Genomic DNA, 23,354 nt, shown 5'->3' on the forward strand with positions numbered 1-23,354 from the left:
AAAAGAAACAGCATCGGCTGTTTCTTTTTTATAGGTCCTGGATGACTATCGCTTGCGTCTTGCGATTCATTTGCTCGATTTCGGCACGGCGCGGCATCGGTTCGATCAACAACGGATCGTCCAGCCAATGCGGAGGTAAAGGGACAGGACTGCTTGAGGCCCACTTGCTCAGCCACCCCTCAGGCAGACGCTGCGTAGTGCCCGAGACAGCTGCTTCTGCAAGAGGATGCTCCGTCATCGTCAACCAGACGAGAGACCAGGCTCGCGGAACTACCCGGTAAATATCGTATCCTCCGCCTCCGAGAGCAATCCAGCGGCCGTTCGTATAGTCATGGGCCAACTTATGGATAATCGCCGGGATTTCCGCATAAATCCTCATGCTGCAATGGATATGGGACAGCGGATCGTAAGCATGCGCATCGCAGCCGTGCTGGCTGATGATGACGTCCGGCTTGAAAGCTGCAACGACTTTATTAAGCGTAATAGTAAAGCTCTCCAGCCATGAATCATCCTCCGTATAGGGCTCAAGAGGCATGTTAAAGCAGGCTCCAAAGCCGTTGTCGATGCCCTTCTCATGGACAAAGCCGGTGCCGGGAAAAAGAAATTTTCCTGTTTCGTGTATGGAATAGGTGCATACATCCGGATCGTCGTAGAACACCCACTGCACGCCGTCGCCGTGATGGACATCCGTATCGATATATAACACTTTTGCGCCGTATGTCCGGCGGATATGATTGATCGCCACAGCCGCGTCGTTATAGACGCAGAAGCCGGAAGCACGCTCGGGAAATGCGTGATGCAGCCCACCTGCCAAATGGTAGGCATGCTGGACGCGACCTGACATAACGGCGTCAGCTGCCGCAACAGAGCCGCTGACGATCGCCGCTGCGGCATGATGCATGCCGGGAAAAAAAGGCGTATCCTCCGTATTCAGACCGTACTGCTTTGCCAGTCTGTCCGGCTCGGGACCGGGATTGGCTCCGCTGAGCGACTTTACCGCGTTCACATAATCTGCCCGGTGTACGGTCGTCAGAAGCCCGTTATCCGGATCGTGCGCGGGGAGCGCTATTTGTTCCTCCGTTAAAGCGCCTGCCGCCTTCAGCAAATCGATCGTAAGGGCCAGGCGGAGCGGATTGAAGGGATGCTCCTCGCCAAACCGGTATCCGCTGCAGTCCGGATGATAGAAAAATAAAGCGTCTGAAGACATTTCGATCCTCCTAAAGGTTTGCGCAGCAAACCTACTTCGTAAGCATAGGCTTAGGTTTGCGAAGCAAACCTACTTCGTAAGCATAGGCTTAGGTTTGCGAAGCGAACCTACTTCGTAAGCATGGGCTTAGGTTTGCGAAGCGAACCTACTTTGTAAGCATGGGCTTAGTACATGAAACGTTGACGAAAACGCACATGGTCGAATTGCTGGACGGAGCTGAGCGGCACTTCTTTGCCGATCCGCACCATCAGGCAGTTAGCGGGATGGGAGCAAATTTCAGGGTCGTCCGTCGCGAACCAGACCATTCCGACCGATTGCATAAGGCTTTCCATCATTTTGCGGTACTCCCATACGCTTAGCTTCGTACCCTCGAGATCCCAATGCCAGTAATATTCCGTCGTGAAGACGATCATATTTTCGAGCTGATCGTCGGCGAACGCAAGCCTGATCATCTTTTTGCCAAGCCCGTGCCCCCGGTACTCGTCGGCTACCTCGATTGCGCCAAGCTCGATCAGATCGGTCATGCCGCCTTCCGACCAGCGCTCCAGCTCATCTGCGTAATGAAAAGTAACGTAACCCGCAATTGTATTGCCTTCACGGGCCAAAATAATCCTTCCTTCTTCGAGTCCGGCGATTTCAACGAGCGCTTCGTGCTGCTCGCGCGGTTTGCGGAATGCATCCAAGGAAGGATGCATGGCCATGTCGGCCAGTCTGTCAGCAGGAACAGGGCCTTCAATAACAAGCTCACGGCTCGCATCGATTGCATGCTGCTCACGCTGCAAGCGTTTTCTATGCATCAAGGCAAATTCCCCTTTGCTTATGTTGTATGCCTCATTCTGAGCTTCGTTTAGTCTTTTATATCAAAAATCCGCGAAAATGAAAAGCGTAGTCGAAAAAGAAAAGGTTATGCTATAATAAATTTGGCTGTTTTTATGAAAGCGTATTCGCGTAAATAAGAAAAGAGATTTGATGGGAGAGTGACGGCATGATCAACTTGCATCAAGAACGTATACCTGCGACAGCGCAAAATCCGAATTTAAAAAACTATGAAGCGGCGGCCGCTTCATTCGAATGGGATCAAATCGAAAGACAGTTCAGCTGGTACGACACGGGGAAAATGAATATGGCATATGAAGCCGTCGATCGTCACGTCGACGAAGGCAACGGCGGCAAAGTTGCGCTGTATTACAGCGACAATGAGCGGGATGAGTCTTATACATTTGAACAGCTGAGCAAGCAGTCCAACCGGTTCGGGAACGTTCTGAGGAAGCTCGGCATCACGAAGGGCGACCGCATGTTTATTTTCATGCCTAGAACGCCTGAGCTTTACTTCAGCGCTCTTGGTGCCTTAAAGGTCGGAGCGGTCGTCGGACCGTTATTCGAGGCGTTTATGGAAACTGCGGTGAAGGACCGTCTGCAGGACAGCGAAGCGGTGGCGATCGTTACGACGCCGGCTTTGTATCCGCGGATCAAGCGGGCGGAGCTTCCTAATTTAAAACATATCATCGTATTTGGCAAGGACGTGCCGCAGGACGAAGGAGTCATTGACTTTTCCGCAGTGATGGCCGAAGCTTCCGAGGAAGCGGAGATCAAGTGGCTTGACCGTGAAGACGGATTGATACTGCATTATACTTCGGGCTCCACAGGCAAGCCCAAGGGCGTATATCACGTTCAAAATGCGATGATCCAGCACAAATACACCGGGCAGGCTGTTCTGGACCTGAAGGAGAATGACGTTTACTGGTGTACGGCAGATCCAGGCTGGGTGACGGGAACCTCGTACGGCATCTTCGCACCGTGGTTGAACGGCGCTACCAACGTTATCCGGGGCGGACGCTTCAGTCCCGCAGACTGGTACAGCGTCATTCAAAAATACGGCGTTACGGTCTGGTACAGCGCGCCAACCGCCTTCCGGATGCTCATGGGAGCAGGCGACGATATTTCGCAGCAGTACGATTTGTCGAGCTTGCGTCATGTTCTTAGCGTTGGCGAGCCGCTAAATCCGGAAGTCGTCCGCTGGGGGATGAAAGTATACGGACAGCGTATCCACGATACATGGTGGATGACGGAGACTGGCGCCCAGCTCATTTGCAACTATCCAAGCATGGACATCAAGCCGGGCTCCATGGGCAAGCCTCTGCCGGGCATTCAAGCTGCGATCATCGATGACAGCGGCAATGTTGTCCCGCCATACCGGATGGGGAATTTGGCGGTAAGAACGCCATGGCCTTCGATGATGCGCCAAATATGGAACAACCCGTCCAAATACGGCGAATATTTTTACTTAAACGGTTGGTATGTGTCCGGCGACTCCGCCTACATGGACGAAGACGGATACTTCTGGTTCCAAGGACGGATCGACGATGTTATTAACACAGCTGGCGAGCGGGTCGGCCCATTCGAGGTCGAAAGCAAGCTCGTCGAGCATCCTGCGGTAGCTGAAGCAGGGGTAATCGGAAAACCGGACCCGATGCGCGGCGAAATCATTAAAGCGTTTATTGCTCTGCGCGAAGGCTTTGAGCCGTCCGATGAGTTAAAGCAGGAAATTTCGCAGTTTGTGAAGGTCGGCCTGTCCGCTCATGCGGCGCCAAGGGAAATCGAATTCAAGGATAAGCTGCCTAAGACGCGCAGCGGCAAAATTATGCGCCGTGTCTTGAAAGCTTGGGAGTTGAATTTGCCGACAGGAGATTTGTCAACTATTGAGGATTAATTCAACAATATGAAAGAGGATGCCTCCTTTGCGGAGGCATCCTCATTTTTTTGCATGATTTTAACGTTTATCTTTGGAACATTTCGATCCATTCCCGGTCGGGACCTTCGACGAAAAAATATTTGTAGCCGTTAGGCAGCGTTGTAATTTCCTTATCGATAAACGTAACGCCTTGCTCCTTCAGCCGGGTAAATTCCGACTCCACGTCGGGAACCGTAATGGCGAAATGATGGACCTTACCTTCAGAAGGGAGGCTGTCGTTGTAGCCGTGAATGAGTTCCAGATCCGTTTCATCAGCTCCGCCAAACCCGAGAAAGGCCAGCTCGATGACACCGTTCGTATGGGTTAATCGGCCTTTGAGCTCAAACCCAAGCTTCTCCGTATAAAAAGCGATCGATGCTTCCATGTCTTTGACCATTACGCCTACATGGTCCAATTTCATTTTTTTCATCCTGTTCTGTCCTTTCGAATGCTTTGTTATTTGACGAGTACGATAGCAGAAGGACCCGATTCGCCTTTTCCGTTCTCGGCAGTAAAGAAGAAGGCGCCTCCCGCTTTGGGATTGACGAATTCAAAGCCAGGCCCTGAAGGAGAGGCGATATGAATATACTGGCCGTCATTGGCTGCGCTGTAATAGACATGATAGCGCGCAACTTGGTCGGTTGCGGCATTCGGCGTCCAGCTAAACTGTATACTGATATCCGTTTTCTCGGCTTTCAGACCGGTTGGCGGAGCGGGAGCGGCGGCAGCTTCTGTTCCGGCCAAGCCGCCCAGCTGAGGCAGCCCGGAGATGATCCCGCCACCGTAAGGAAGCAGCTGGCTTGGAGCCGATTCCTTGCCCGCAACGTCTACGGCAGTCAAATAATAGGTGTAGGTTTGGCCGGCTGCCACCCTTGTCGGAATGGAGTAGCTTTGACCTGCCCAAATAGATGAGCCAAGCTTCTCGTAGGCTCCTTGGTTAACGGACCGGTACAGCCGGTAACCGACAACGTCATTGGATGAGCTTTTTGTAAACGTGATGGTGACCGTGTCTCCTCCGGATGGTGAGAGCTTCACGCTTGCGGGAGGTGCCGGAACGGCTCCGTCATCCACGCGCGGATCCGATTTGGAAGGCGCATTGTTGCCTGCATCCGCCGGCAAATAGACGGACATCGGCCTGCGGCTGCTGACCGGAAGCTTTGCCTGTGCGGCCGCTATTTCTTCCATTAGCGCGTCAAGCGGCTTCTTCCGTTTGATCACGACCTTCTCGCTCACCATATCCGCCGGCGTTGCGGGATTAGGCACGTAATTCACTCCGTTGTATGAGATGATGGCCATTTTAACGAGCGTATCGTCCGTTTTTTTAGGCAAATCTTTTTTGTTAAACCAGTCGGTTACGAGCATGCCTGCTTGCTTTGTCAAATCGCTAGGAAGCAAGCCGCTTGCGCTGGAGACAGTCGCTTTCACGATTCCCTCAGGACGTTCGAACTTATCGGTCGCGAACAGCTCCGGCTTCGCATCGGTCACTTTGTTCATGATAAGCGCCCAAATCGACCGCGCTCTTCCTTTGCCTTCCTCTGACAGGGAATTCACCTGCTCCTCGTAGCCGGACCAAACGCCAAGCGTAATATCCGGCGAGAAGCCCATGAACCATACGTCGCCGTAGCTTTGGGTGGAACCCGTCTTGCCGGCGATCGGAATCTTCCCGTACTTATTGAACTGCGACGTCAGCTTGTGCCCGGATCCGCTTCTGCTCGAAATAACGGTGGACAGCATATCGGTCATCAGAAACGCGCTTTGCTCGGAGAACACCCGCTTAGGCTCCAATTTGTGCTCGTATACGATTTTCCCGTTGGCATCCGTTATCTTGTCGATCATATAAGCGTCGTTGAACTCGCCTTTGTTAGGTATGGCGCCATATGCGTTGGTCATTTCTTCAACCGAAACGCCGATGCTTAGCCCGCCGATTACTCCCGTTTGCGCATAAGCGTCATCAGGCTGTATAGTCGTAATGCCTAATTCCTTGACGAAATTCCATGCGTTCTCGATTTTGACCTCTTCGTTAAAAATTTTCAGCGCCGGAAGGTTGAGGGAGCGGTTCAGCGCTTCTCTGGCCGTCACGAGTCCGGCAAATTTCCGGTTCACGTTCATCGGGATGTGGAAGCCCTTCTGGCCGTCCTTCAGAACGATCGGCGCATCGTCGATAATGCTGGCCGGCTGGATAAGGCCTTGTTCGATAGCAGGCAAATATGCAGCTAACGTTTTCATCGTGGAGCCGGGCTGACGCGTCATTTGGGTAGCGTAGTTCATCTGCTCCTCATAGAAATCGCGTCCTTCGAGCATGCTGAGAATGGCGCCGGTCTTATGATCCAGCATGACGGCGGCGATTTGCTCGAGTCCTTTCTCCTCGTTGTAAGGGGAGAAGTTATCCGGATTGGAGCCGATTTCGCGCATCAAATGATAAATGTCCTTGTCAATCGTTGTGTAAATACGATAGCCTGCGCGCAGAAGATGGTCTCGAGCTTCTTCGACAAGAGGCGCGTTCTCTTTCTTCCGCAGATCCTCCTTCGTCCAGGTCGGGTTCTGCTGCAAGAGCATAATTTCCGTCGCCTGGCGCTCCGTTTCAAGCATAAGATAAGGATAGGTGGTGTATGCTTTCTCGCTAGGCGGCGCCAACGATTTCTTAATATCGAATTGAAGCGCTTCGTCATACTGCTGCTGCGTAATTCTGCCGGTTTCCAGCATGCGCTGAAGCACCAGCTTCTGGCGTTGGAGCGCGAGCTCGAAGCCTTCCTCATTGAACACGCCTTTGCCCGTGAACGCCGTATAGGCGGATGGCCGCTGCGGCAAGCCGGCCAAATAGGCAGCTTGAGCGATTGAAAGCTGGTTAAGATCGGTAATGTTGAAAATTCCTTTGGCCGCAGCTTTGATCCCGAACACCTGGTAACCGCTAGAGCCGTTGCCGAAAGGCATTTTGTTCAAATAGGCGGCCAAAATTTCTTCTTTGGTCAAGTACCGCTCCATCCTCAGAGAAAGGAAAATTTCCTTGATTTTCCGGCTGTCGGTTTTGTCAAGACTCAGGAATACGCGGCGCGCCAATTGCTGGGTAAGCGTACTGCCGCCGGTTTGCGTCTCCTCGTTCATGAGCTTCTGCTTCACGGCCCGGCCTAGACCGTTGATATCGACGCCGTAGTGCTCTAGAAAATTATTGTCTTCTATGGCCAGAAGGGCATCGATGACCTGCGGCGGCAGTTCTTCGTAAGTGACGATCGTTCGGTCCTCGTCGGTACGAAGCTGGCCGATCAGCGAATCGTCGTTGAAGTATGCATATCCGGTGAGAGCGTTCTCACCAACCTTCTCTTCAATGACCGTTCTCGGCCGAACCTCCTCGTCCTTTACAAGGGCGGCAACATAGCCGGTTACGGCTCCACCCGCAAGCAGTCCGATAAAAATACCGAAATAAATAATCCATTTGACCGTTATGAATGTTACGATACCGAATGTACGCCATTTGCTCCGCTTCATTGGCGCCGGTTGACGTTCTTCTTGCATTTTCTTGTCTCCTCCTCCAAATAGCAGACTTATTATAACATAAATCGCCAAAGTAAGCAGGCATCAACCTGATTGACTTCGCTGTGCATATATGGTATAAACACTATTAAAGTTTTATCAGAATACGGCAATGATAGGCATGAGTAGACAGCGCAACGTTCTTGCAGAGAGTCGGTGGTTGGTGCAAACCGGCAAACGCCGCTTGTCGAATTACCGCCTGGAGCCAAGTGGGGGAACCGGACGGTCCATAGAGCAAATGACGGTTGGCTTCGACAGCCGGCCCTTATGCCGCCTCATCCGCAGTAGTCCATTTCGGAGCTGAACTCCGTTATCAAGCAACGAAGTGAGAGCATGCTTCTGCATTCGTGCAGCGGCTCGCTCTAACGAGGGTGGTACCGCGAGCTAATCCTTCTCGTCCCTTGGGGCTGGAAGGATTTTTTATGTTCATTTTGAACCTTACGAGGAGGAAAAGATTCATGGTGAAATGGGAAAAATTGTCAAAGGATCAGCAGGAGGAGGTAGAACGCCAGCTGGCGGTTATCCGCCGAGGAGTGGTGGAAATCGTTCCTGAGGACGAGCTGAAGCAAAAAATCGCGAACTCCATTGCAACGGGCAAGCCGTTAAAGGTGAAGCTCGGGCTCGATCCGTCGGCTCCGGATATTCATGTGGGGCATACGGTCGTCCTGCATAAGCTTCGTCAATTCCAGGAGCTCGGTCATGAGGTGCAGCTGCTCATCGGCGATTTCACGGGCAGAATCGGCGACCCTACCGGCAAATCGGAAACGAGGAAGCAGCTGACCGAGGAGGACGTGAAGCGGAACGCCGAAACGTACCAGAAGCAAATCTACAAAATTTTGGACCCGGAAAAAACAAAGCTGTACTACAACTCGGAGTGGCTGGCGCCGCTAAACTTTGCCGACGTTGTGAATTTGGCCGCTAAAGTGACGGTGGCGCGCATGCTGGAGCGCGACGATTTCACGAAACGTTACACGAACGGCTTGCCAATCAGCATTCACGAGTTTTTCTACCCGCTCATGCAGGGTTATGACTCCGTAGCGCTTGAGTCGGACGTGGAGCTTGGCGGAACCGACCAGAAGTTCAATCTGCTGATGGGAAGAACCCTGCAGAAGGAATACGGGAAGGAAGCGCAGGTAACGATCACGACGCCGCTGATCGAAGGGCTGGACGGCGTCAACAAAATGAGCAAAAGCCTCGGCAACTACATCGGCATCGACGAGGAGCCGAATCAAATTTACGGCAAGTCGATGTCTATTCCGGATGAGCTCATGTACAAGTACTACGAGCTGGCAACCGATCTGGACAATGATCAGCTTGCCGAACTGAAGAGCGGCCTTGAGGACGGCACAGTACATCCTCGGGACGCCAAAATGCAGCTGGCCGCTACATTCGTCCGTATGTATCACGGCGAAGAAGCGGCGAAGGCGGCTGAGAATCATTTTATTACAGTATTCCAGCAGCGCGCGCTTCCGGATGACATCGAAGAGGTTGTCATTGACCCGGCGGAGCTTGAGAACGGTCAGATCAAAATCGTTAAACTGCTTACCGTGCTCGGCTTGCAGTCGACGAGCAGCGAAGCGAGACGGAGCGTTCAGCAGGGAGCCGTCCGCATCAATGAAGAGAAATTGTCTGACATTAACACGGGTGTAGCACCGAAGGACGGCGACGTCATTCAGGTGGGCAAACGCAAATTCGCGAAAATTAAACTCGGCTAGAAGTTCTAAATAAGCTTGTTGAATTGATAACATTCAACAAGCTTATTTTTTTTAGAAACAATTTCCTTCCCTCAGACGTATTAAATAAAGGAATAATTGTTATCTTCTGGATTCCGGAAAGGGAGGAGGAGACGGAAGCTTGGAAGCCTTATTTTTAGCATGTTTGATCGGCGGCATTTTGTATGCGGTCGTCAGCGTCGTGTTCGGCGATTTTGTGGGCCAGGCGCTGGAAGGGGCATTCGACTTTTTATCGGCGGATTCCCACGCCTGGTTTTCGCCAACCGCATTCGTCGGCGGTATTACGGCTTTCGGCGGAGCGGGCCTTTTGCTTGAGCGCTATTCGGGACTCGGTACGGCGGCCGCCTTATTTCTGGCTCTGTTAACCGCAATCGCTGCAGGGGCAGGCGTATTTTTCCTGTATGTCAGGCCGATGGAAAAGAGCGAAAATTCAATCGCGTTTTCGATCGAAGGTTTGACCGGCATGCCGGCGGAAGTGCTTGTCCCGATTCCGGCTTCCGGCTGCGGCGAGGTGATGGTGAAGGTGGGGGCCGGCTTTACGAATCAGATCGCGGCAAGCTTTGACGGGGTCGACATCGCCGGGGGAGCGAAGGTTGTTGTCGTGGAAACAAAGGACTCCATCTTGCTCGTTTCGGAAATTCATTTGGATTAAAGAAAACGCAAACAACGGGGAGGGTTTACGTCTATGCCGGATATTTTTGTCATTCCAGCGATCGTCGTCGGTGTCTTTGTATTGCTTGGACTCGCTTTTTGGGCAAGGTACAAAACGGTCAGCCCGGACGAGGCGATGCTCGTGACCGGATCTTTTCTGGGCAGCCGAAACGCGAGCATCGATGAATCGGGACGCAAAGTAAAAATTATAAGAGGCGGCGGCGCGTTTATTTTGCCGATTTTTCAGAAGGCCGAATTTTTGTCTCTGCTCTCCCATAAGCTTGACGTGTCGACACCGGAGGTTTATACGGAGCAAGGCGTTCCCGTCATGGCGGACGGCGTGGCGATTATAAAAATCGGAGGAGCCGTCGAAGACGTAGCGACCGCGGCGGAGCAGTTTTTGGGCAAGCCGACGGATGCCTTGAAGGGGGAAGCCCAAGAGGTGCTGGAAGGCCATCTCCGCGCCATTCTCGGATCGATGACGGTAGAGGAGGTGTACCGGAACCGGGATAAGTTTGCGCAGGAGGTGCAGGGTGTAGCGGCCAAGGATTTGAAAAAGATGGGTCTGCAGATCGTTTCGTTCACGATCAAGGATTTGCGCGATAAGCACGGCTATTTGGATGCGCTCGGCAAGCCGCGTATTGCAGCCGTGAAAAGAGATGCCGAAATCGCGGAAGCGGAGGCGGTGCGCGACGCCCGAATTCAGAAGGCGCATGCCGCGGAAGCCGGCCAGAAGGCCGAATTGCTGCGGGACACGAACATCGCCGAGGCGGAGAAGAACAAAGAAATGAAAATCGCTTCCTTTAAAAGAGATCAGGATACGGCGAAGGCGGAGGCGGATCAGGCCTACTCCATTCAGGAGGCCCGCGCGAAGCAAAGCGTCGTGGAGGAGCAAATGAAGGTTGAGCTCGTCCGCAAGGAGCGCGAGATCGACCTGGAGGCGAAGGAGATTTTGCGCCGCGAGAAGCAGTATGACGCAGAGGTGAAGAAAAAAGCCGATGCGGACCGTTATGCGGTGGAGCAAGCGGCGGAGGCGAACAAGGCGAGGCAGCTTCGCGAAGCGGATGCGCTGCAATACCGGATCGAGGCGGAAGCGAAGGCGCAGGCGGCACAGAAGCGGCTGGACGGCTTGGCCGTTGCCGAAGCGGAGAAGGCCAAAGGGACGGCGGAAGCGGAGGTCATCCGGCTGCGCGGCTTGGCCGAAGCGGAAGCCAAGGAAAAGCTTGCGGAAGCGTTCGAGAAATTCGGCGAAGCGGCGATCCTCGACATCATCGTGAAAATGCTGCCGGAGCTGGCCGGCAAGGTGGCGGAGCCGATTGGCGGCATCGATAAGCTAACCGTAGTTGATACGGGGAACGGCGAAGGGGCTGCACGCCTGAGCAATTATGTAACGTCACTGATGGCTACCGCTCCGGAAATGCTGAAGAGCGTTTCGGGTATCGACGTAAACTCGCTCATCAAAGGGCTGACGGGAAAAGCATTGCCCCCGTCTCCGGGCCCGGAACGGAAGGATGAGCCACTCTAAGCCGTTGAAATAAATAAAAGAAGCCTCCGGGTAATGACCCGGAGGCTTCTTCCATACACAAGAGATTCTCGGATTAACGGCTGTAGAACTCGACGATTTGTTTCTCGTCGATTTCTTGGGAAAGCTCGCCGCGGTCAGGAAGACGAACGTATTTGCCTTCCAGAGCTTGATCGTTGAACTCCAAGTAGTTAGGAAGGTGGTGACGACCTTCAATAGCTTCTTTGATTGTTTTCAGGCTGCGGCTGCGCTCGCGCAGGCCGATTACATCGCCAACAGCAACGCTGTAAGATGCGATGTCAACCTTTTTGCCGTTTACAGTAACGTGGCCGTGAGCTACCAGCTGGCGTGCGCCCGCACGGGAGTTGGAAAGGCCAAGACGGTAAACGAGGTTGTCAAGACGGCTTTCAAGGAGACCCATGAAGTTTTCGCCGGCTTTACCTTTCATTTTTGCCGCTTTATCGAACAAGTTGCGGAATTGCTTCTCGTTCAAGCCGTACATGTGGCGAAGCTTTTGTTTCTCTTGCAATTGAACGCCGTAACCGCTAAGCTTTTTACGTTGGTTAGGGCCGTGTTGACCTGGAGGGAAAGCGCGTTTTGCAAGTTCTTTGCCAGTTCCGCTCAAAGAGATGCCAAGGCGGCGGCTTAGTTTAAATTTAGGACCAGTATAACGTGACATACGTAAAGTTAACTCCTTCATCAAATAAATTTGTGAATGGGGTTGTGTTTCGCCGAATACATCCATGTCCGAGCACGCTCGTCCCTGTTAGGCAAGTCAGCCGCTGGCCCCCAGCGGACGTATTCAATGAGGGTGACACAAAACCGTACGCCCATCTATTCATCAATAAATTTTATCCGAAATAGACAGCCGTTGTCAAGATAACTCTGCTAAATTTTATGAGCGGATAAGGGAATCGAAAGTCCTAGATTTTACATTCTTCCTAGTGCAAAACTCTTACAAATGAAGTATGATGTGAATTGATAGCTCATCTCCTTGGTTGACAGATAGAAGGGTTGGGTGCTGTATGGTGGATCGAATGAAAAGCAATTTTGCCCCGCTGTTCAAGTCAGTATCGGCCGATAAGCCGTCACTGCCGGATGCGGTTTGGTTTCATAGCGAAGATATCAGCGATGCGGACAAGCCTATGCTGCCGCCGCTGCTTGCGGAAAGCTTCCGCTATTGGACGACGGAAGCGAAGGAGCTGGCATTATTTAATTCCGGACGGTTCGTTTTATTTGATATAGATTTGCAGGCGGTCGCTGCGACAGAGCATGAGCATATCGGGATAAAGCATGATGAGGCAATGGAGGCGGCCGTGAAGGAGGCCTTGCAGGCAGGAGCGCCGGGGACGTACGCGTCGGCCTGCGCGAAGGCGGCAGCCGCCCCGCTGCTGCGGCGGAGCGACGGAGTTGTGTTTGCAGCGTTGGCTTACGCGTCGGACGACGGTGGTGTAGAGGGCTCGACCGGGCTCGAGTCTTACGCGCTCCATTACCGAAGCTGGTTTTACCGGAAGTTTGAAGAGCTGTATGTGAAGGATTTGCTTCTTCAGCAGCAGCGGACGGAGAAGGAAGCGGCGCGCAGGGACAGCCTGTTTCAAACTGCCAAGCGTCTGTACCATCAGATCGACGTCTCCTCCGTGCTGTCGGAGCTTCTTATGAGCCTCGAGCATCTGTATCCCGATTCCGAGGTTCAGTTATACCTGTCGCAGGATCATTTGAACGGAGATCCGCGCGTGAAGCCCCTGATTTTCAAGAACGCGGAGCACGATATCGTAGCGAAAGCGTTCCTGAGCGGCAAGTCGGTCAAGGAGCACGACCGGGACGGGTCTCTCAGGCTGGCCGTGCCGATGTCCGGCAATCAATCGGCTTATGGAGTGCTCTGTCTGAGCATCGGACCCGGCCAATGGGATGAGGCGGACTTGCCCGCATTTCTGCTGCTTGCGGAAACATCGGGTACGGCTTTCGAGAATGCCAAGCTGTACGAGCAGTCCAACCTGCTGATCAATGAACTCAGGCTGATCAACGAGCTGACCAAACGGCTGAATCAGTCGCTTCGCCTGAAGGAAATTTTCCAGTTCGCCTCTAGTGAACTTCTGACCGTATTTGAAGCGGATTATTGCTGCATCCTGCAGCTGAACAAAGAAAAAAATCAGTTCGCGGTGATGTCCAGCAATTTGCCGGCACTGGAGAGCGAGCACTTTTCTCCGGAATACGGTTTTTCCGGCATGGTATACCGGACCAAGGAGCCCATGATCATATCCGATTACTGGAACACCAGAGTCGTTACCTCTTTGCTGATGGACAACACGGGTTCGCGTTCACTGATTGCCGCTCCGATCATGGTAGACGGCGAAGTGGTAGGCGTCATTCTTGTTACGCATAAGACGCCCAGCTTTTTCTCATACGACAATTACAAGCTGCTGCAGGTGATGAGCACGCATATCGGCTTAGCGATCACGAACGCCTCCTTGCATGCGGAGGTGAGGCGGATGGTCATTACCGACAATTTAACGGGACTGCATGCGCGGCACTATCTCGATGAGCAGATTCAGAGCCGTCAGCGCAAAGATCCGTTCGGTTCGCTTATCCTTGTCGATATCGATCATTTCAAGAAGGTGAACGACACGTTCGGGCATCAGGTCGGGGACCAGATCCTCAAGCAGGTGAGCGAAATTATTTCAACGGCAATCCGTCAAGGCGACATTGCGGCCCGGTGGGGCGGAGAAGAGCTGGCCGTCTACTTGCCTGGTATCCGGGCGGAGCAGGCGTACAGGATCGCGGAGAGGATCAGGCGGCATGTAGAGAACGAAACGAATCCGGTCGTTACCGTTTCCTGCGGCGTTTCCGAATGGACGTTCGAGGACGAGAAGGTAAGCGTCGAAACTTTATTTTACCGGGCGGATATGGCGTTGTACGAAGCGAAGCATAATGGAAGGAACTGTATTTTTGTCGGTCAAACTTGATGGAGCTGCTATGATCTCATAAATGACGCCGTTATCGGCGTCTTTTCTTTTTTTATTTTGGAATAAGGAGCCGTCCGGTTAGGGACCCTAGAAGGTGTAAAAGATTGGACGGGAGGTATGGAAGCTATGAGAATCCGTAAACCAGCCGCCATAACCCTATTGGCTGGCACACTGCTGACTCTGTCAGCATGCGGGCGGGGTGCCGGCGATCGTACGCCGGAGGAGTGGCTGTCACTCGCTTATTCGGGACTGGCGTCGACGGATCAGTATGCGTTCACGGGATCGATGAGCATCAAAACAGCCGCGGGACTTGAATTTAAGCCGGAAATATTCGAAGGAAAGGTCGTTGACCACAAACAGCTGACCGTTCAGACGAGAAGCCAGGATCCGCTCCGCTTTAATCCCGTGCAAGTTCTGCAAACCTTGAACGAAACGAACGATAAGGTGACGATCGAGAACGGCGGCGCGGGCAAAGACTCTATAACCCTGTATATTAAGGAAATGACCGAAGCGTCGACCGAGAAATGGAAGCAAAGGCTGCGCGGGGAGCTGGACAGGATCGGAGAGGATGCCGAGCTTGCGCCGCCCGTCGGAAGCGGGCAGAAAGCCGAATGGACAAAGGAGCTCGAGCGTTCGAAGCGTCAGCTGGAGGAAATGCTGTCAACTCTGCAGGCGAATACCGAATACGAGCTTGTCATTGACCGCGACCGGCTGCTGCCGCTGTCGATGGACGAGCAGACGTCTTTTCGCTACTCCTATAAGGGGAAGCCTGCATCGGAAGAGCGGCAGACGACGGTACGCTTTCAATCCTTCGACGGGTCGACGAGCGATACTGTTCAACGGGCGCTTAATCGTGTTACGATGGATTAGTTACCAAATGCAGGAGTAAAGGAGAGGATGCGAACATGCGCGATCCGCGATTGCAGAAGCTGGCCCAAAATTTGGCCGGGTATTCCATAGACGTTCAGCCCGGCGAAAACATACTGATCGACATGATAGGCTCGGAACGCGAGCTTGCGAAGTGCCTGATTGAAGAGGTGGCGAAGCGGGGCGGAAGGCCTTTTGTAGAAACCAGCGACCGCTCCGTGCTCCGAACGCTGCTTCAGCATGCCACGCAGGAGCAAATGGAGCTTTGGTCCAGGCTCGATCTGGAGCGGATGAAGAACATGCACGGCTATATCGGCATCCGGTCGGGCGATAATGCTAACGAACTCGCCGGTATCCCCGATGCCCAAATGCGTCTGTACGAACAGCTTTACAGAAATCCGGTTCATTTGGAACAGCGTGTCAAAAAAACGAAATGGGTCGTGCTCCGTTACCCGAACGCTTCGATGGCCCAGCTGGCCAACCAAAGCACGGAGGCGTTTGAGAACTTTTATTTCGACGTGTGCAATCTTGATTATGCGAAGATGGACAAGGCGATGGACCCGCTTCAAGCGCTCATGAACAGGACGGACCGCGTGCGGATCGTGTCGCCGGGCACCGATCTGAGCTTCTCCATCAAAGGCATTGGCTCCAAAAAATGCTCCGGTCACCGCAACATTCCGGACGGAGAGGTGTTCAGCGCGCCGGTACGCGATTCGGTGCAAGGCACGATTACTTATAATGCGCCTAGCGTTTATTCGGGCGTGACGTTCCGCAATATTTCATTCACCTTCGAGAACGGCAAAATCGTAAGGGCGGAGAGCAGCGATAACGCACGTTTGAACGAAATTCTCGATATGGACGAGGGGGCCCGTTATATCGGCGAATTCGCGATCGGCTTTAATCCTTACATATTGCATCCGATGAATGATATATTATTTGACGAGAAAATTGCAGGCAGCCTTCATTTTACGCCTGGCCAGGCATATGAAGATACCGACAACGGCAACCGGTCCTCCGTCCATTGGGACTTGGTGCTCATCCAGCGTCCGGATTACGGAGGCGGCGAAATTTATTTCGACGACGTTCTCATCCGGAAGGACGGCTTGTTCGTTATTCCCGAGCTTGAAGGCTTGAATCCCGAAAATTTGAAGTAGCGAAATCAAACCCCGGAAAAACGATCCGTTAAATGGAAATTAAAGCGTTTTTCATATTTCCTCTTGATGGATGTCAGATTTCCATGTATCATGTTGTCAGAGGTAAGCTTTACTAATTTATTTGGAGGGATCACCCATGTCCAACAATGCAGCTATTGTAGAAATTTCCCAAACGGCTAGCCAATTCACTTCTTCGATCGTTCTGCAAGCCGAGAGTAAATATATTGATGTAAAAAGCATTCTCGGACTCTTCACTACGCTTGTAGGTGGACATGCGTACGAGTTGCACGTACACGGTCCTGACGCGGAAGCAGCTAAGAAAGCAATGGCAGATGTATTTGCTAAACATAACCTTAACGTTACCGTTATTTCGGACTAACAGCCGGAAGGCATCAGAAATTAGCGCTTCTTCTATTAAGGAGGAGCGCTTTTCTGTTTTGTCCTTGTATAATCCCTCTTTTTCGTCTAATATAAAGGGTATAGAAGACGGCGGATATGCGCACAGGGGGGAAAACGATGTCTTCACCGGAAATTACGGTCCAATTGCATGAGAAAGCGCTTCGTCTCCTTCAGGAAGATGCGAGTAAAATAGAAAAGCTTATCGAAGTTCAGATGGAGAACCTGACCACTCGTCAATGTCCGCTGTACGAAGAAGTGTTAGATACGCAAATGTACGGATTCTCTCGCGAGATTGACTTTGCCGTCCGTGCCGGCCTGATTGCCGAATCGGCAGGCAAGGAAATCGTGAGCAGACTGGAGAGAAATCTGGCTTTGCTATATGAAGCATTAGAAAGAAAAGAGTAGCCCCCATGCGGGGGCTACTCTTTTCTTTTGGTTCATAAATGTTTTAAACGAGGTAGAACGCGATGCCCAAAATAACGTAAACCATGAGCAGAAGTACTCCTTCGTACCAGTTGGTCTGGCCGTCCCGCGATACGGATTTGGCAATGAATACCGATACGCCGATGGCTGTTAATTCAATTGGAGTGAAGACGATGTCCATCGTATTACCGAACAACGCGCTGACCAGAATCAATACCGGCGCTACGAATAACGCGATTTGAAGGCTGCTGCCGATGGCGATTTCGACGGCAGCGCCGATTTTGTTTTTCATGGCCAGCAGGACGGCGGCGCTGTGCTCGGCGGCATTACCTACAATAGCGATGACGAAGGCGCCGATAAACAGCTCCGACAGGCCGAATTTGGCGCTGAAGGCGTCGAGGGTATGTACCAGCCATTCGCTGACGAACGCGACCATAACCGTGGCCAAGACGAGATACAAAATGGATTTCCCTTTCGACCAAGCGGGCTCTTCCCCGTGATCGGCGGTCATGACCTCGTCTGACAGCATATCCTTGTGGGTAACCATGGAGAAGATCAGCCACAAAATATACGATACGATCAGGATGCCCGCGACGGCCAAGCTAAGAAATTGATCCTTTTCGAAGGAGAAGTTTTCCGATATAACAAATACTGCCGGGACGAACAGGCCGATGACAGCCATGATCATCAGAGTGGAATTGTGATCGGCGAGCCGGGCGTTAAAGCGCTGCTCCTTGTATTTGAGTCCGCCCAGCAGCACGCTGAGGCCGAGAACGAGCAGCAGGTTGCCGATAATTGCACCAGTTAAACTTGCCTTTACCATCTCGAATTCCTGGGCCCTGATCAGGAAGATGGCGATGATCAGCTCGGCGGCATTGCCGAACGTAGCGTTCAAAAAACCGCCAAGCCGCTGACCCGCGTAGTGAGCGACGCTTTCCGTCGCTTTGCCCAAGAAGCCGGCGACGAAAATAATCGCGATCGCTGAAATGACGAACTGTACCGTATTATCCCAATGCATGTAATGGCCGGCTGCGCTTAGAATAAACATCACGATCAGCCCTGTAAAAAACATTTTTTGATTCATATCATCACTCACCTCATCCTCAAATTGTCTACGGCTGATTATAACAGATGTCAATTATTACCCACAATTCTCATTTACTAATAAAATACAGTCCCTTGAATCGAAACCGCCGCTGCGTTCTTGCTTCGCGACTTGCCATCATTTACAATGAACATATATGGTAAAACGAGGAGTGAGTCTGATGAACGAAGAACTTCAAACCGGCATTATCCGAATTTCTGATGACGTAGTAGCGACGATAGCTGGACTCGCAGCGCTTGAGACGCCTGGCATTGCAGCGATGTCTGGCGGTATATCCGAAGGACTCGCCAAACGGTTGAGCGGCAAAAATGCACAAAAGGGTGTATCGGTTGAAGTCGGCCAGCTTGAAGCGGCTATTGATCTTCGTATTATTGTCCATTATGGAATTCCAATTCAAGAAGTTTGCCGTCAGCTTCAGCTGAACGTCCGGGAATCGGTTGAAAATATGACCGGACTGAATGTGGTCGAGGTGAACGTGAAGGTGGAGGGCGTAGCCTTCAAAGAGGAAGAGACCGAAGAGGTGCAGCAGCAGCAGCTGCGTTTGAAATAGGACGCACGGCATCATAAAAGAAGAGACTGTTCAAGCAGGTGCGGCTGCTTGGACAGTCTCTTTTATTTTTTGCCCTTGACGGGCTCAATTCGGGTCGACTCCCTGGAAATACTGAGAAGCACACCTACAGACATTAAGCAAAAGAGCAGGGATGAGCCTCCGTAGCTAATGAACGGGAGCGTAACGCCCGTTAGAGGGATGGTGGCCGTAACCCCGCCGATATTGACGAAGGCTTGAATGGCGAGCAATCCGACGATGCCGGTGCCGACGACCGTACCGTACGAATCCGGACAGCGGAGGGCAACGATCAGGCCGCGCCACAAGAAGAAAAGGTAGAACAGCAGGAACACCGTGCTTCCGATAAACCCTAATTCTTCCGCGATGATGGCGAAAATAAAATCGTTATACGGATACTGCAAGTAGTGCAGCTTCTGAACGCTTTCTCCGAAGCCGGCCCCTGTAATGCCTCCGTGACCTAAAGCCTGCAAGGAGGAAACCAAGTGCCACCCCGAATCCTGTGAGTCGCTGAGCGGATCCCTGAAGATAGTCAGCCGATCGATCCGGTACGACCAGGCGTCTCTTACCTTTTCGGAGACGGCCATCGACAAGCTGATCAGTACGGCGAGAATGACCGAAATGAGTGATCCCGATACGAAGATTTGCTTCAAATTCGCACCGCCGGCCAAAATCATAACGGCGGCGCTTGCCGCCAGCACCAGGCAGGAGCCCAGATCCGGCTGCAGCATAATAACCGCACAAACGACCCCGACAATGACAATGACCGGGACCAGTCCCTTCTTGAAGCTGCGGAACTTATCGCCCTTCTTCGTAATCAGGGCGCCCAGATATAAAATGATAGCGAGCTTTGCGGGCTCGGTCGGCTGTATGCCTAACGTGCCGATGCCGAACCAGCTTTTGGCACCGTTAATATCCTTTCCGACAAACGGAACGAGCAGCAGCATGATCATTACGGGAATAAAAAATAGCATAAAGAAGCGCTTGAACACCAAATAGCGCAAATTCATCACCAGCAGCATGACGAAAACGCCGAGCCCGGCCCATAAGAACTGACGCTTAGTGAAATACAAGGCATCGTTATAGGTTACAACCGCCACGCTCGAGCTTGCGCTGAACACCATCACAAGCCCGAAGCCGACGAGAAGAAGCGTTAAGATGAGGAGCAGAAAGTCCGGTCTTCCACGGCTACCGTTCTGCGTAGCTTTCATAGCTGCCCCTTACACAAGCAATTGTTTGAGCTGCTGCAGCCGCTGCGTAGCCGTATTCATAATCGGCTGCGGGATCGGCGATTCATATTCAAGGCCATGCGGGAACGTAGATCGTCCGATGTATACGGATTCGATAACGAGAACGGCATGCGGCGATTCGAGCTTGCCTTCAACAGCGCGCGTAGCGATGCGCAGATAGTAGTCGGAGCCGCTGGCGCGATCCTCCAGCTTCAAGTCGTATGTAGCGCGATAATATTCCCACTGCCAACGGATAAAGCCAACCTTTTCGGCGGATTCGTCTAAATGTTCGAGTTCGCTTTTAACACCGTTAAGTCCGGTATTTTCAATAATCATGTTAGTTCCTCCCAAAGGTTTTGTGAAGCAAAACAGACGATACGAGCGTATGCTTCCGATTCAATAGACATAAGTCATGCATTCTTTACCCATGATAGTATGTTTCCCCAGCTTGCGCAAGCCTTACTCCCGTTATTCAGAGCAATCAAAAGTGACATTTTCACGAAAAATTTTCGTCTCGCCTCTATCCGGCAGGATAAGCTTCCTATAAGAAGCCTTTATCTGTTAAACTAAATGGAATCAATTAGCGGTTCCGTCCCGGAGGCGGGCCGTTTCGACAGCATAAATTGGAACAAATACAGATAGGGAGGTTTGCGATATGCAAACAGGGGATATCGTAGATCAAACACTTCAGCAATTATATCCGCAGATGGTGCGCTGGCGCAGACATCTTCACCAATATCCGGAGCTGTCGTTCCACGAGCGGGTGACGGCCGGCTGGATCGCATCCCAATTAACGGAGCTCGGATGCGACGTCAGAACGGATGTCGGCGGCCACGGACTTATCGCTTCGATAAAGGGAGATCTGCCGGGCCCAGTTGTGGCCCTGCGTGCCGATATCGACGCATTGCCGATTCAGGACGAGAAAACATGCGAATATGCTTCGAAAATTCCAAACGTCATGCATGCCTGCGGCCACGACGCCCATACCGCAACGCTCCTGGCCATTGCCGCCTATTATTCGGCTAACCGGGCGCAGCTGAAAGGCGAGAGGCGACTGCTGTTTCAGGCGGCGGAGGAGGTAACGCCAGGCGGCGCTCTGCCGATGATCAATGACGGGGCTCTGGAAGGGGTTGACGCGATTTACGGCGTACATTTGTGGACTCCGCTTGCCTCAGGGCTTGTCGCATCGAAGCCGGGGCCGTTCATGTCGGCAGCCGATGAATTCGTTATCGATATCATTGGGCGCGGCGGCCACGGCGGGCTCCCGCATCAGGCGGTTGATTCGATTATGATCGGGTCGGCCCTGGTCCAGGCGGTGCAATCGATCGTAAGCCGCAGCGTCAATCCGCTTCATCCCGCCGTGGTCACGATCGGTTCGTTCCAGGCGGGCTCGACGAATAACATTATCGCGGAGCGGTGCAGGATGAAGGGGACGGTCAGATCCTTCGACGAGCAGACGAGATGGCTGATCCATGAGCGGCTCGAGTCGCTTATCCGCCACACCTGCAGTATGTATGGGGCGGAGCATGAATACCAGATGAGGATCGGTTATCCGCCTGTCGTCAACGACGAGACCGAAGCGGAACGGTTTTTCAATGTCGGCCGCCGGTTATTCGGCGAGCAATCCGTCCAGCTTTCAGAAGCGATTACGATAGCCGAGGATTTTTCCTATTATTTGCAAAAGGTTCCCGGGTGCTTTATGTTCGTGGGGGCGGGAAGCGAGGAATGCGGAGCGGTATACTCGCATCACCATCCGAAATTCGATATCAACGAAAGAGCGATGCTGCAAGCTGCACGTCTGCTTATTGGAATGGCCGAAGATTTCGTTCATGGATGAATCGCTGCCGTATCGGAAATGCTATTTCTCGAACCATGATTCGAGGAGGCACACGATGAGAACAGTTAAACAAATCATGTCAACCGATTGCGTTACCGCGACTCTGCAGGACAACGTTTACGAGCTGGCCTTAAAAATGAAGCAGCACGATATCGGTTTTATTCCGATTCTGGAAGGGAAAAAGCTGGCCGGAGTCGTAACGGACCGCGATTTGGTTATACGCGGTATTGCGGAGAAGCATCCAGGCTCCGCTGCCGTTGAGGAAGTCATGACGAACCATGTTGATTCGATCACGTCGGATACTTCGGCAGACGATGCCGCCAAGCTGATGGCTTCCAAGCAAATCCGCAGGCTGCCTGTCGTCGATAACGGCGAGCTTGTCGGCGTTCTGGCAATCGGCGACCTGGCGGTACGCGAAATTTTCGTCAATGAAGCCGGTGAAGCGTTGAGCGCTATTTCCGAGCATGACGCTCAGCCTGTACATGCCTAATCTTTTTTTGGCCAAATAAGGGCGAATTGTCGCCCCGAATAACGGCAAACGCCCAAGGTAAACCTTGGGCGTTTGCCGTTCGTGCGTCTAATGGTCCTCCCAGACGGCGACAAGCTCATTATAGCTGTTATAGAGCTCGGCCGGATCGGGTTCCGAATTGTTCCAGATGTTTGTGGCGCCCCAGGGCAGGAAGCCGGGACGTTCCGCTGCAGTCTGGTCAGCTGAAGAGACGATGACCTTCTCGCCCGGCGGCAGCTCATATTTGGTGAACGGATAAGTTTGATTGCCTTTGACGCTGACCAGCTTCCAGCCATCCATCACAATCGCTTCATTTGTCGTATTCGATATCGTAACCAACTCATTTTGTTTGTTTACCTCGACGATGATTCCGCTGCGCGCCGCTTTTTTTACCGGAAATTCGGAATTGCTCGCAGTCGATGCGTCTTCCCAGATGCCAAGCTGTTGCTGCTTGGCCTTCTGCTCAAGCTGCTTGTAGACGTTTTCCATTTTTACATTCGGCTCGATGATGAGCACTTTCGCCAATCCTTGCTCGAGCAGAAGCTCATTAAGGATTCGTCCGTCCTTCAACTCGACGACCGCAAGCGTACGGTCATATTTGTCGGTTTGGTCTTTGTCGAAGGTAAGCCTTACTTCCTTGGATTCGGTAAGCAGATGCTCCGTGAACGTGGACGCCTCGGGCCCGAAAGGCTCGTACGCGACGCCCGGTTTTTTAGTTTCAGGCGTGTCGATATAAAGCAGCCGGACGGTTGTTTCCTCGCTGCCCGTTTTGATTTTGAACGTATCGCCGTCTATGAAGCCGGAAACGGTGTACCACTGGTTCGTTTGGACGACGCTGGTCGTCATATCGGAAATGGCCGAGCAGCCGCCTAGCGGCAGGCATACGGCCAGGAGGAGAAGGAGCAGTTTCTTTCTCAACACTTTATGACCTC

21 protein-coding genes and 1 other annotated feature are annotated in these 23,354 nt (G+C 52.5%); of the genes, 12 read left to right on the forward strand and 9 right to left on the reverse strand.

Features of this window, described 5'->3' with window-relative positions:
* Positions 1-28: 28 nt before the first annotated feature.
* Together KP806_RS02545 and KP806_RS02550 are read right to left on the reverse strand one after the other, a co-directional pair.
* Positions 29-1,207 carry an acetoin utilization protein AcuC gene (locus KP806_RS02545; protein ID WP_224721972.1) on the reverse strand — a complete coding sequence of 393 codons (1,179 nt, stop codon included), beginning with the start codon at positions 1,205-1,207 and terminating at the stop codon, positions 29-31.
* A gap of 164 nt (positions 1,208-1,371) precedes the next feature.
* Entirely contained in the window at positions 1,372-2,004 is a 633-nt protein-coding gene (locus tag KP806_RS02550) for a GNAT family N-acetyltransferase (RefSeq protein ID WP_224721973.1), read from the reverse strand.
* 188 nt (positions 2,005-2,192) lie between these two features.
* Here KP806_RS02550 and acsA point away from each other — a divergent pair, with 188 nt between their 5' ends.
* Positions 2,193-3,917 carry an acetate--CoA ligase gene (acsA, locus tag KP806_RS02555; RefSeq protein WP_224721974.1) on the forward strand — a complete coding sequence of 575 codons (1,725 nt, stop codon included), beginning with the start codon at positions 2,193-2,195 and terminating at the stop codon, positions 3,915-3,917.
* 67 nt (positions 3,918-3,984) lie between these two features.
* Here the strand turns inward: acsA and KP806_RS02560 are convergent, their stop codons facing one another.
* Together KP806_RS02560 and KP806_RS02565 are read right to left on the reverse strand one after the other, a co-directional pair.
* Positions 3,985-4,368, reverse strand: a complete 384-nt coding sequence (locus KP806_RS02560; RefSeq protein WP_224721975.1) for a VOC family protein — start codon at positions 4,366-4,368, stop codon at positions 3,985-3,987.
* Between the two features lie 26 nt (positions 4,369-4,394).
* Positions 4,395-7,448: a transglycosylase domain-containing protein gene (locus tag KP806_RS02565; protein ID WP_224721976.1), complete on the reverse strand. Its 3,054-nt coding sequence runs from the start codon at positions 7,446-7,448 to the stop codon at positions 4,395-4,397.
* A gap of 121 nt (positions 7,449-7,569) precedes the next feature.
* Positions 7,570-7,871, forward strand: a binding site (T-box leader).
* 56 nt (positions 7,872-7,927) lie between these two features.
* Here KP806_RS02565 and tyrS point away from each other — a divergent pair.
* From tyrS to KP806_RS02580, 3 genes are all read left to right on the forward strand, one after another.
* The gene (tyrS, locus tag KP806_RS02570; RefSeq protein ID WP_224722415.1) at positions 7,928-9,181 is read left to right on the forward strand and encodes a tyrosine--tRNA ligase; all 1,254 of its coding nucleotides are present in this window, start codon (positions 7,928-7,930) and stop codon (positions 9,179-9,181) included.
* Positions 9,182-9,320: 139 nt separating this feature from the next.
* Positions 9,321-9,851: a protease gene (locus KP806_RS02575; RefSeq protein WP_224721977.1), complete on the forward strand. Its 531-nt coding sequence runs from the start codon at positions 9,321-9,323 to the stop codon at positions 9,849-9,851.
* Between the two features lie 33 nt (positions 9,852-9,884).
* On the forward strand, positions 9,885-11,375 hold the full coding sequence (locus KP806_RS02580; RefSeq protein ID WP_224721978.1) for a flotillin family protein: 1,491 nt from the start codon (positions 9,885-9,887) through the stop codon (positions 11,373-11,375).
* Positions 11,376-11,448: 73 nt separating this feature from the next.
* On the opposite strand, the gene rpsD is transcribed toward KP806_RS02580, so the two are convergent.
* Positions 11,449-12,051, reverse strand: a complete 603-nt coding sequence (gene rpsD, locus KP806_RS02585; RefSeq protein WP_224722416.1) for a 30S ribosomal protein S4 — start codon at positions 12,049-12,051, stop codon at positions 11,449-11,451.
* Positions 12,052-12,409: 358 nt separating this feature from the next.
* On the opposite strand from rpsD, the gene KP806_RS02590 reads away from it, so the two are divergent.
* The 5 genes from KP806_RS02590 to KP806_RS02610 all read left to right on the forward strand — a co-directional run bounded on the left by KP806_RS02590 (position 12,410) and on the right by KP806_RS02610 (position 17,160).
* Positions 12,410-14,335: a sensor domain-containing diguanylate cyclase gene (locus KP806_RS02590; RefSeq protein WP_224721979.1), complete on the forward strand. Its 1,926-nt coding sequence runs from the start codon at positions 12,410-12,412 to the stop codon at positions 14,333-14,335.
* Positions 14,336-14,461: 126 nt separating this feature from the next.
* On the forward strand, positions 14,462-15,205 hold the full coding sequence (locus tag KP806_RS02595; RefSeq protein ID WP_224721980.1) for a hypothetical protein: 744 nt from the start codon (positions 14,462-14,464) through the stop codon (positions 15,203-15,205).
* A gap of 35 nt (positions 15,206-15,240) precedes the next feature.
* Positions 15,241-16,356 (forward strand): aminopeptidase, encoded by a 1,116-nt coding sequence (locus tag KP806_RS02600; RefSeq protein WP_224721981.1) that lies wholly within the window; start codon positions 15,241-15,243, stop codon positions 16,354-16,356.
* A gap of 136 nt (positions 16,357-16,492) precedes the next feature.
* A complete protein-coding gene (locus tag KP806_RS02605; RefSeq protein ID WP_224721982.1) occupies positions 16,493-16,735 on the forward strand; it encodes an HPr family phosphocarrier protein in 243 nt (80 codons plus the stop codon).
* Positions 16,736-16,872: 137 nt separating this feature from the next.
* Positions 16,873-17,160, forward strand: a complete 288-nt coding sequence (locus KP806_RS02610; RefSeq protein ID WP_224721983.1) for a YlaN family protein — start codon at positions 16,873-16,875, stop codon at positions 17,158-17,160.
* A gap of 43 nt (positions 17,161-17,203) precedes the next feature.
* Here KP806_RS02610 and cax read toward each other — a convergent pair whose 3' ends face one another.
* Positions 17,204-18,262 carry a calcium/proton exchanger gene (gene cax / locus KP806_RS02615; RefSeq protein WP_224721984.1) on the reverse strand — a complete coding sequence of 353 codons (1,059 nt, stop codon included), beginning with the start codon at positions 18,260-18,262 and terminating at the stop codon, positions 17,204-17,206.
* 181 nt (positions 18,263-18,443) lie between these two features.
* On the opposite strand from cax, the gene KP806_RS02620 reads away from it, so the two are divergent.
* Positions 18,444-18,833 carry an Asp23/Gls24 family envelope stress response protein gene (locus tag KP806_RS02620; RefSeq protein WP_224721985.1) on the forward strand — a complete coding sequence of 130 codons (390 nt, stop codon included), beginning with the start codon at positions 18,444-18,446 and terminating at the stop codon, positions 18,831-18,833.
* 62 nt (positions 18,834-18,895) lie between these two features.
* Here the strand turns inward: KP806_RS02620 and ftsW are convergent, their stop codons facing one another.
* Positions 18,896-20,059, reverse strand: coding sequence for a putative lipid II flippase FtsW (gene ftsW / locus KP806_RS02625; protein ID WP_224721986.1), 1,164 nt, complete (start codon positions 20,057-20,059; stop codon positions 18,896-18,898).
* Positions 20,060-20,068: 9 nt separating this feature from the next.
* The gene (locus KP806_RS02630; RefSeq protein WP_224721987.1) at positions 20,069-20,413 is read right to left on the reverse strand and encodes a YugN family protein; all 345 of its coding nucleotides are present in this window, start codon (positions 20,411-20,413) and stop codon (positions 20,069-20,071) included.
* Positions 20,414-20,732: 319 nt separating this feature from the next.
* Between KP806_RS02630 and KP806_RS02635 the strand changes: the two genes are divergently transcribed.
* Together KP806_RS02635 and KP806_RS02640 are read left to right on the forward strand one after the other, a co-directional pair.
* Positions 20,733-21,914 (forward strand): amidohydrolase, encoded by a 1,182-nt coding sequence (locus KP806_RS02635; protein ID WP_224721988.1) that lies wholly within the window; start codon positions 20,733-20,735, stop codon positions 21,912-21,914.
* Positions 21,915-21,969: 55 nt separating this feature from the next.
* Entirely contained in the window at positions 21,970-22,404 is a 435-nt protein-coding gene (locus KP806_RS02640; RefSeq protein WP_224721989.1) for a CBS domain-containing protein, read from the forward strand.
* 87 nt (positions 22,405-22,491) lie between these two features.
* On the opposite strand, the gene KP806_RS02645 is transcribed toward KP806_RS02640, so the two are convergent.
* A complete protein-coding gene (locus KP806_RS02645) occupies positions 22,492-23,343 on the reverse strand; it encodes a thermonuclease family protein (protein WP_224721990.1) in 852 nt (283 codons plus the stop codon).
* Positions 23,344-23,354: the final 11 nt, after the last annotated feature.

Source organism: Paenibacillus vietnamensis (assembly GCF_020169515.1).
Taxonomy (GTDB): Bacteria; Bacillota; Bacilli; order Paenibacillales; family Paenibacillaceae; genus Pristimantibacillus; species Pristimantibacillus vietnamensis.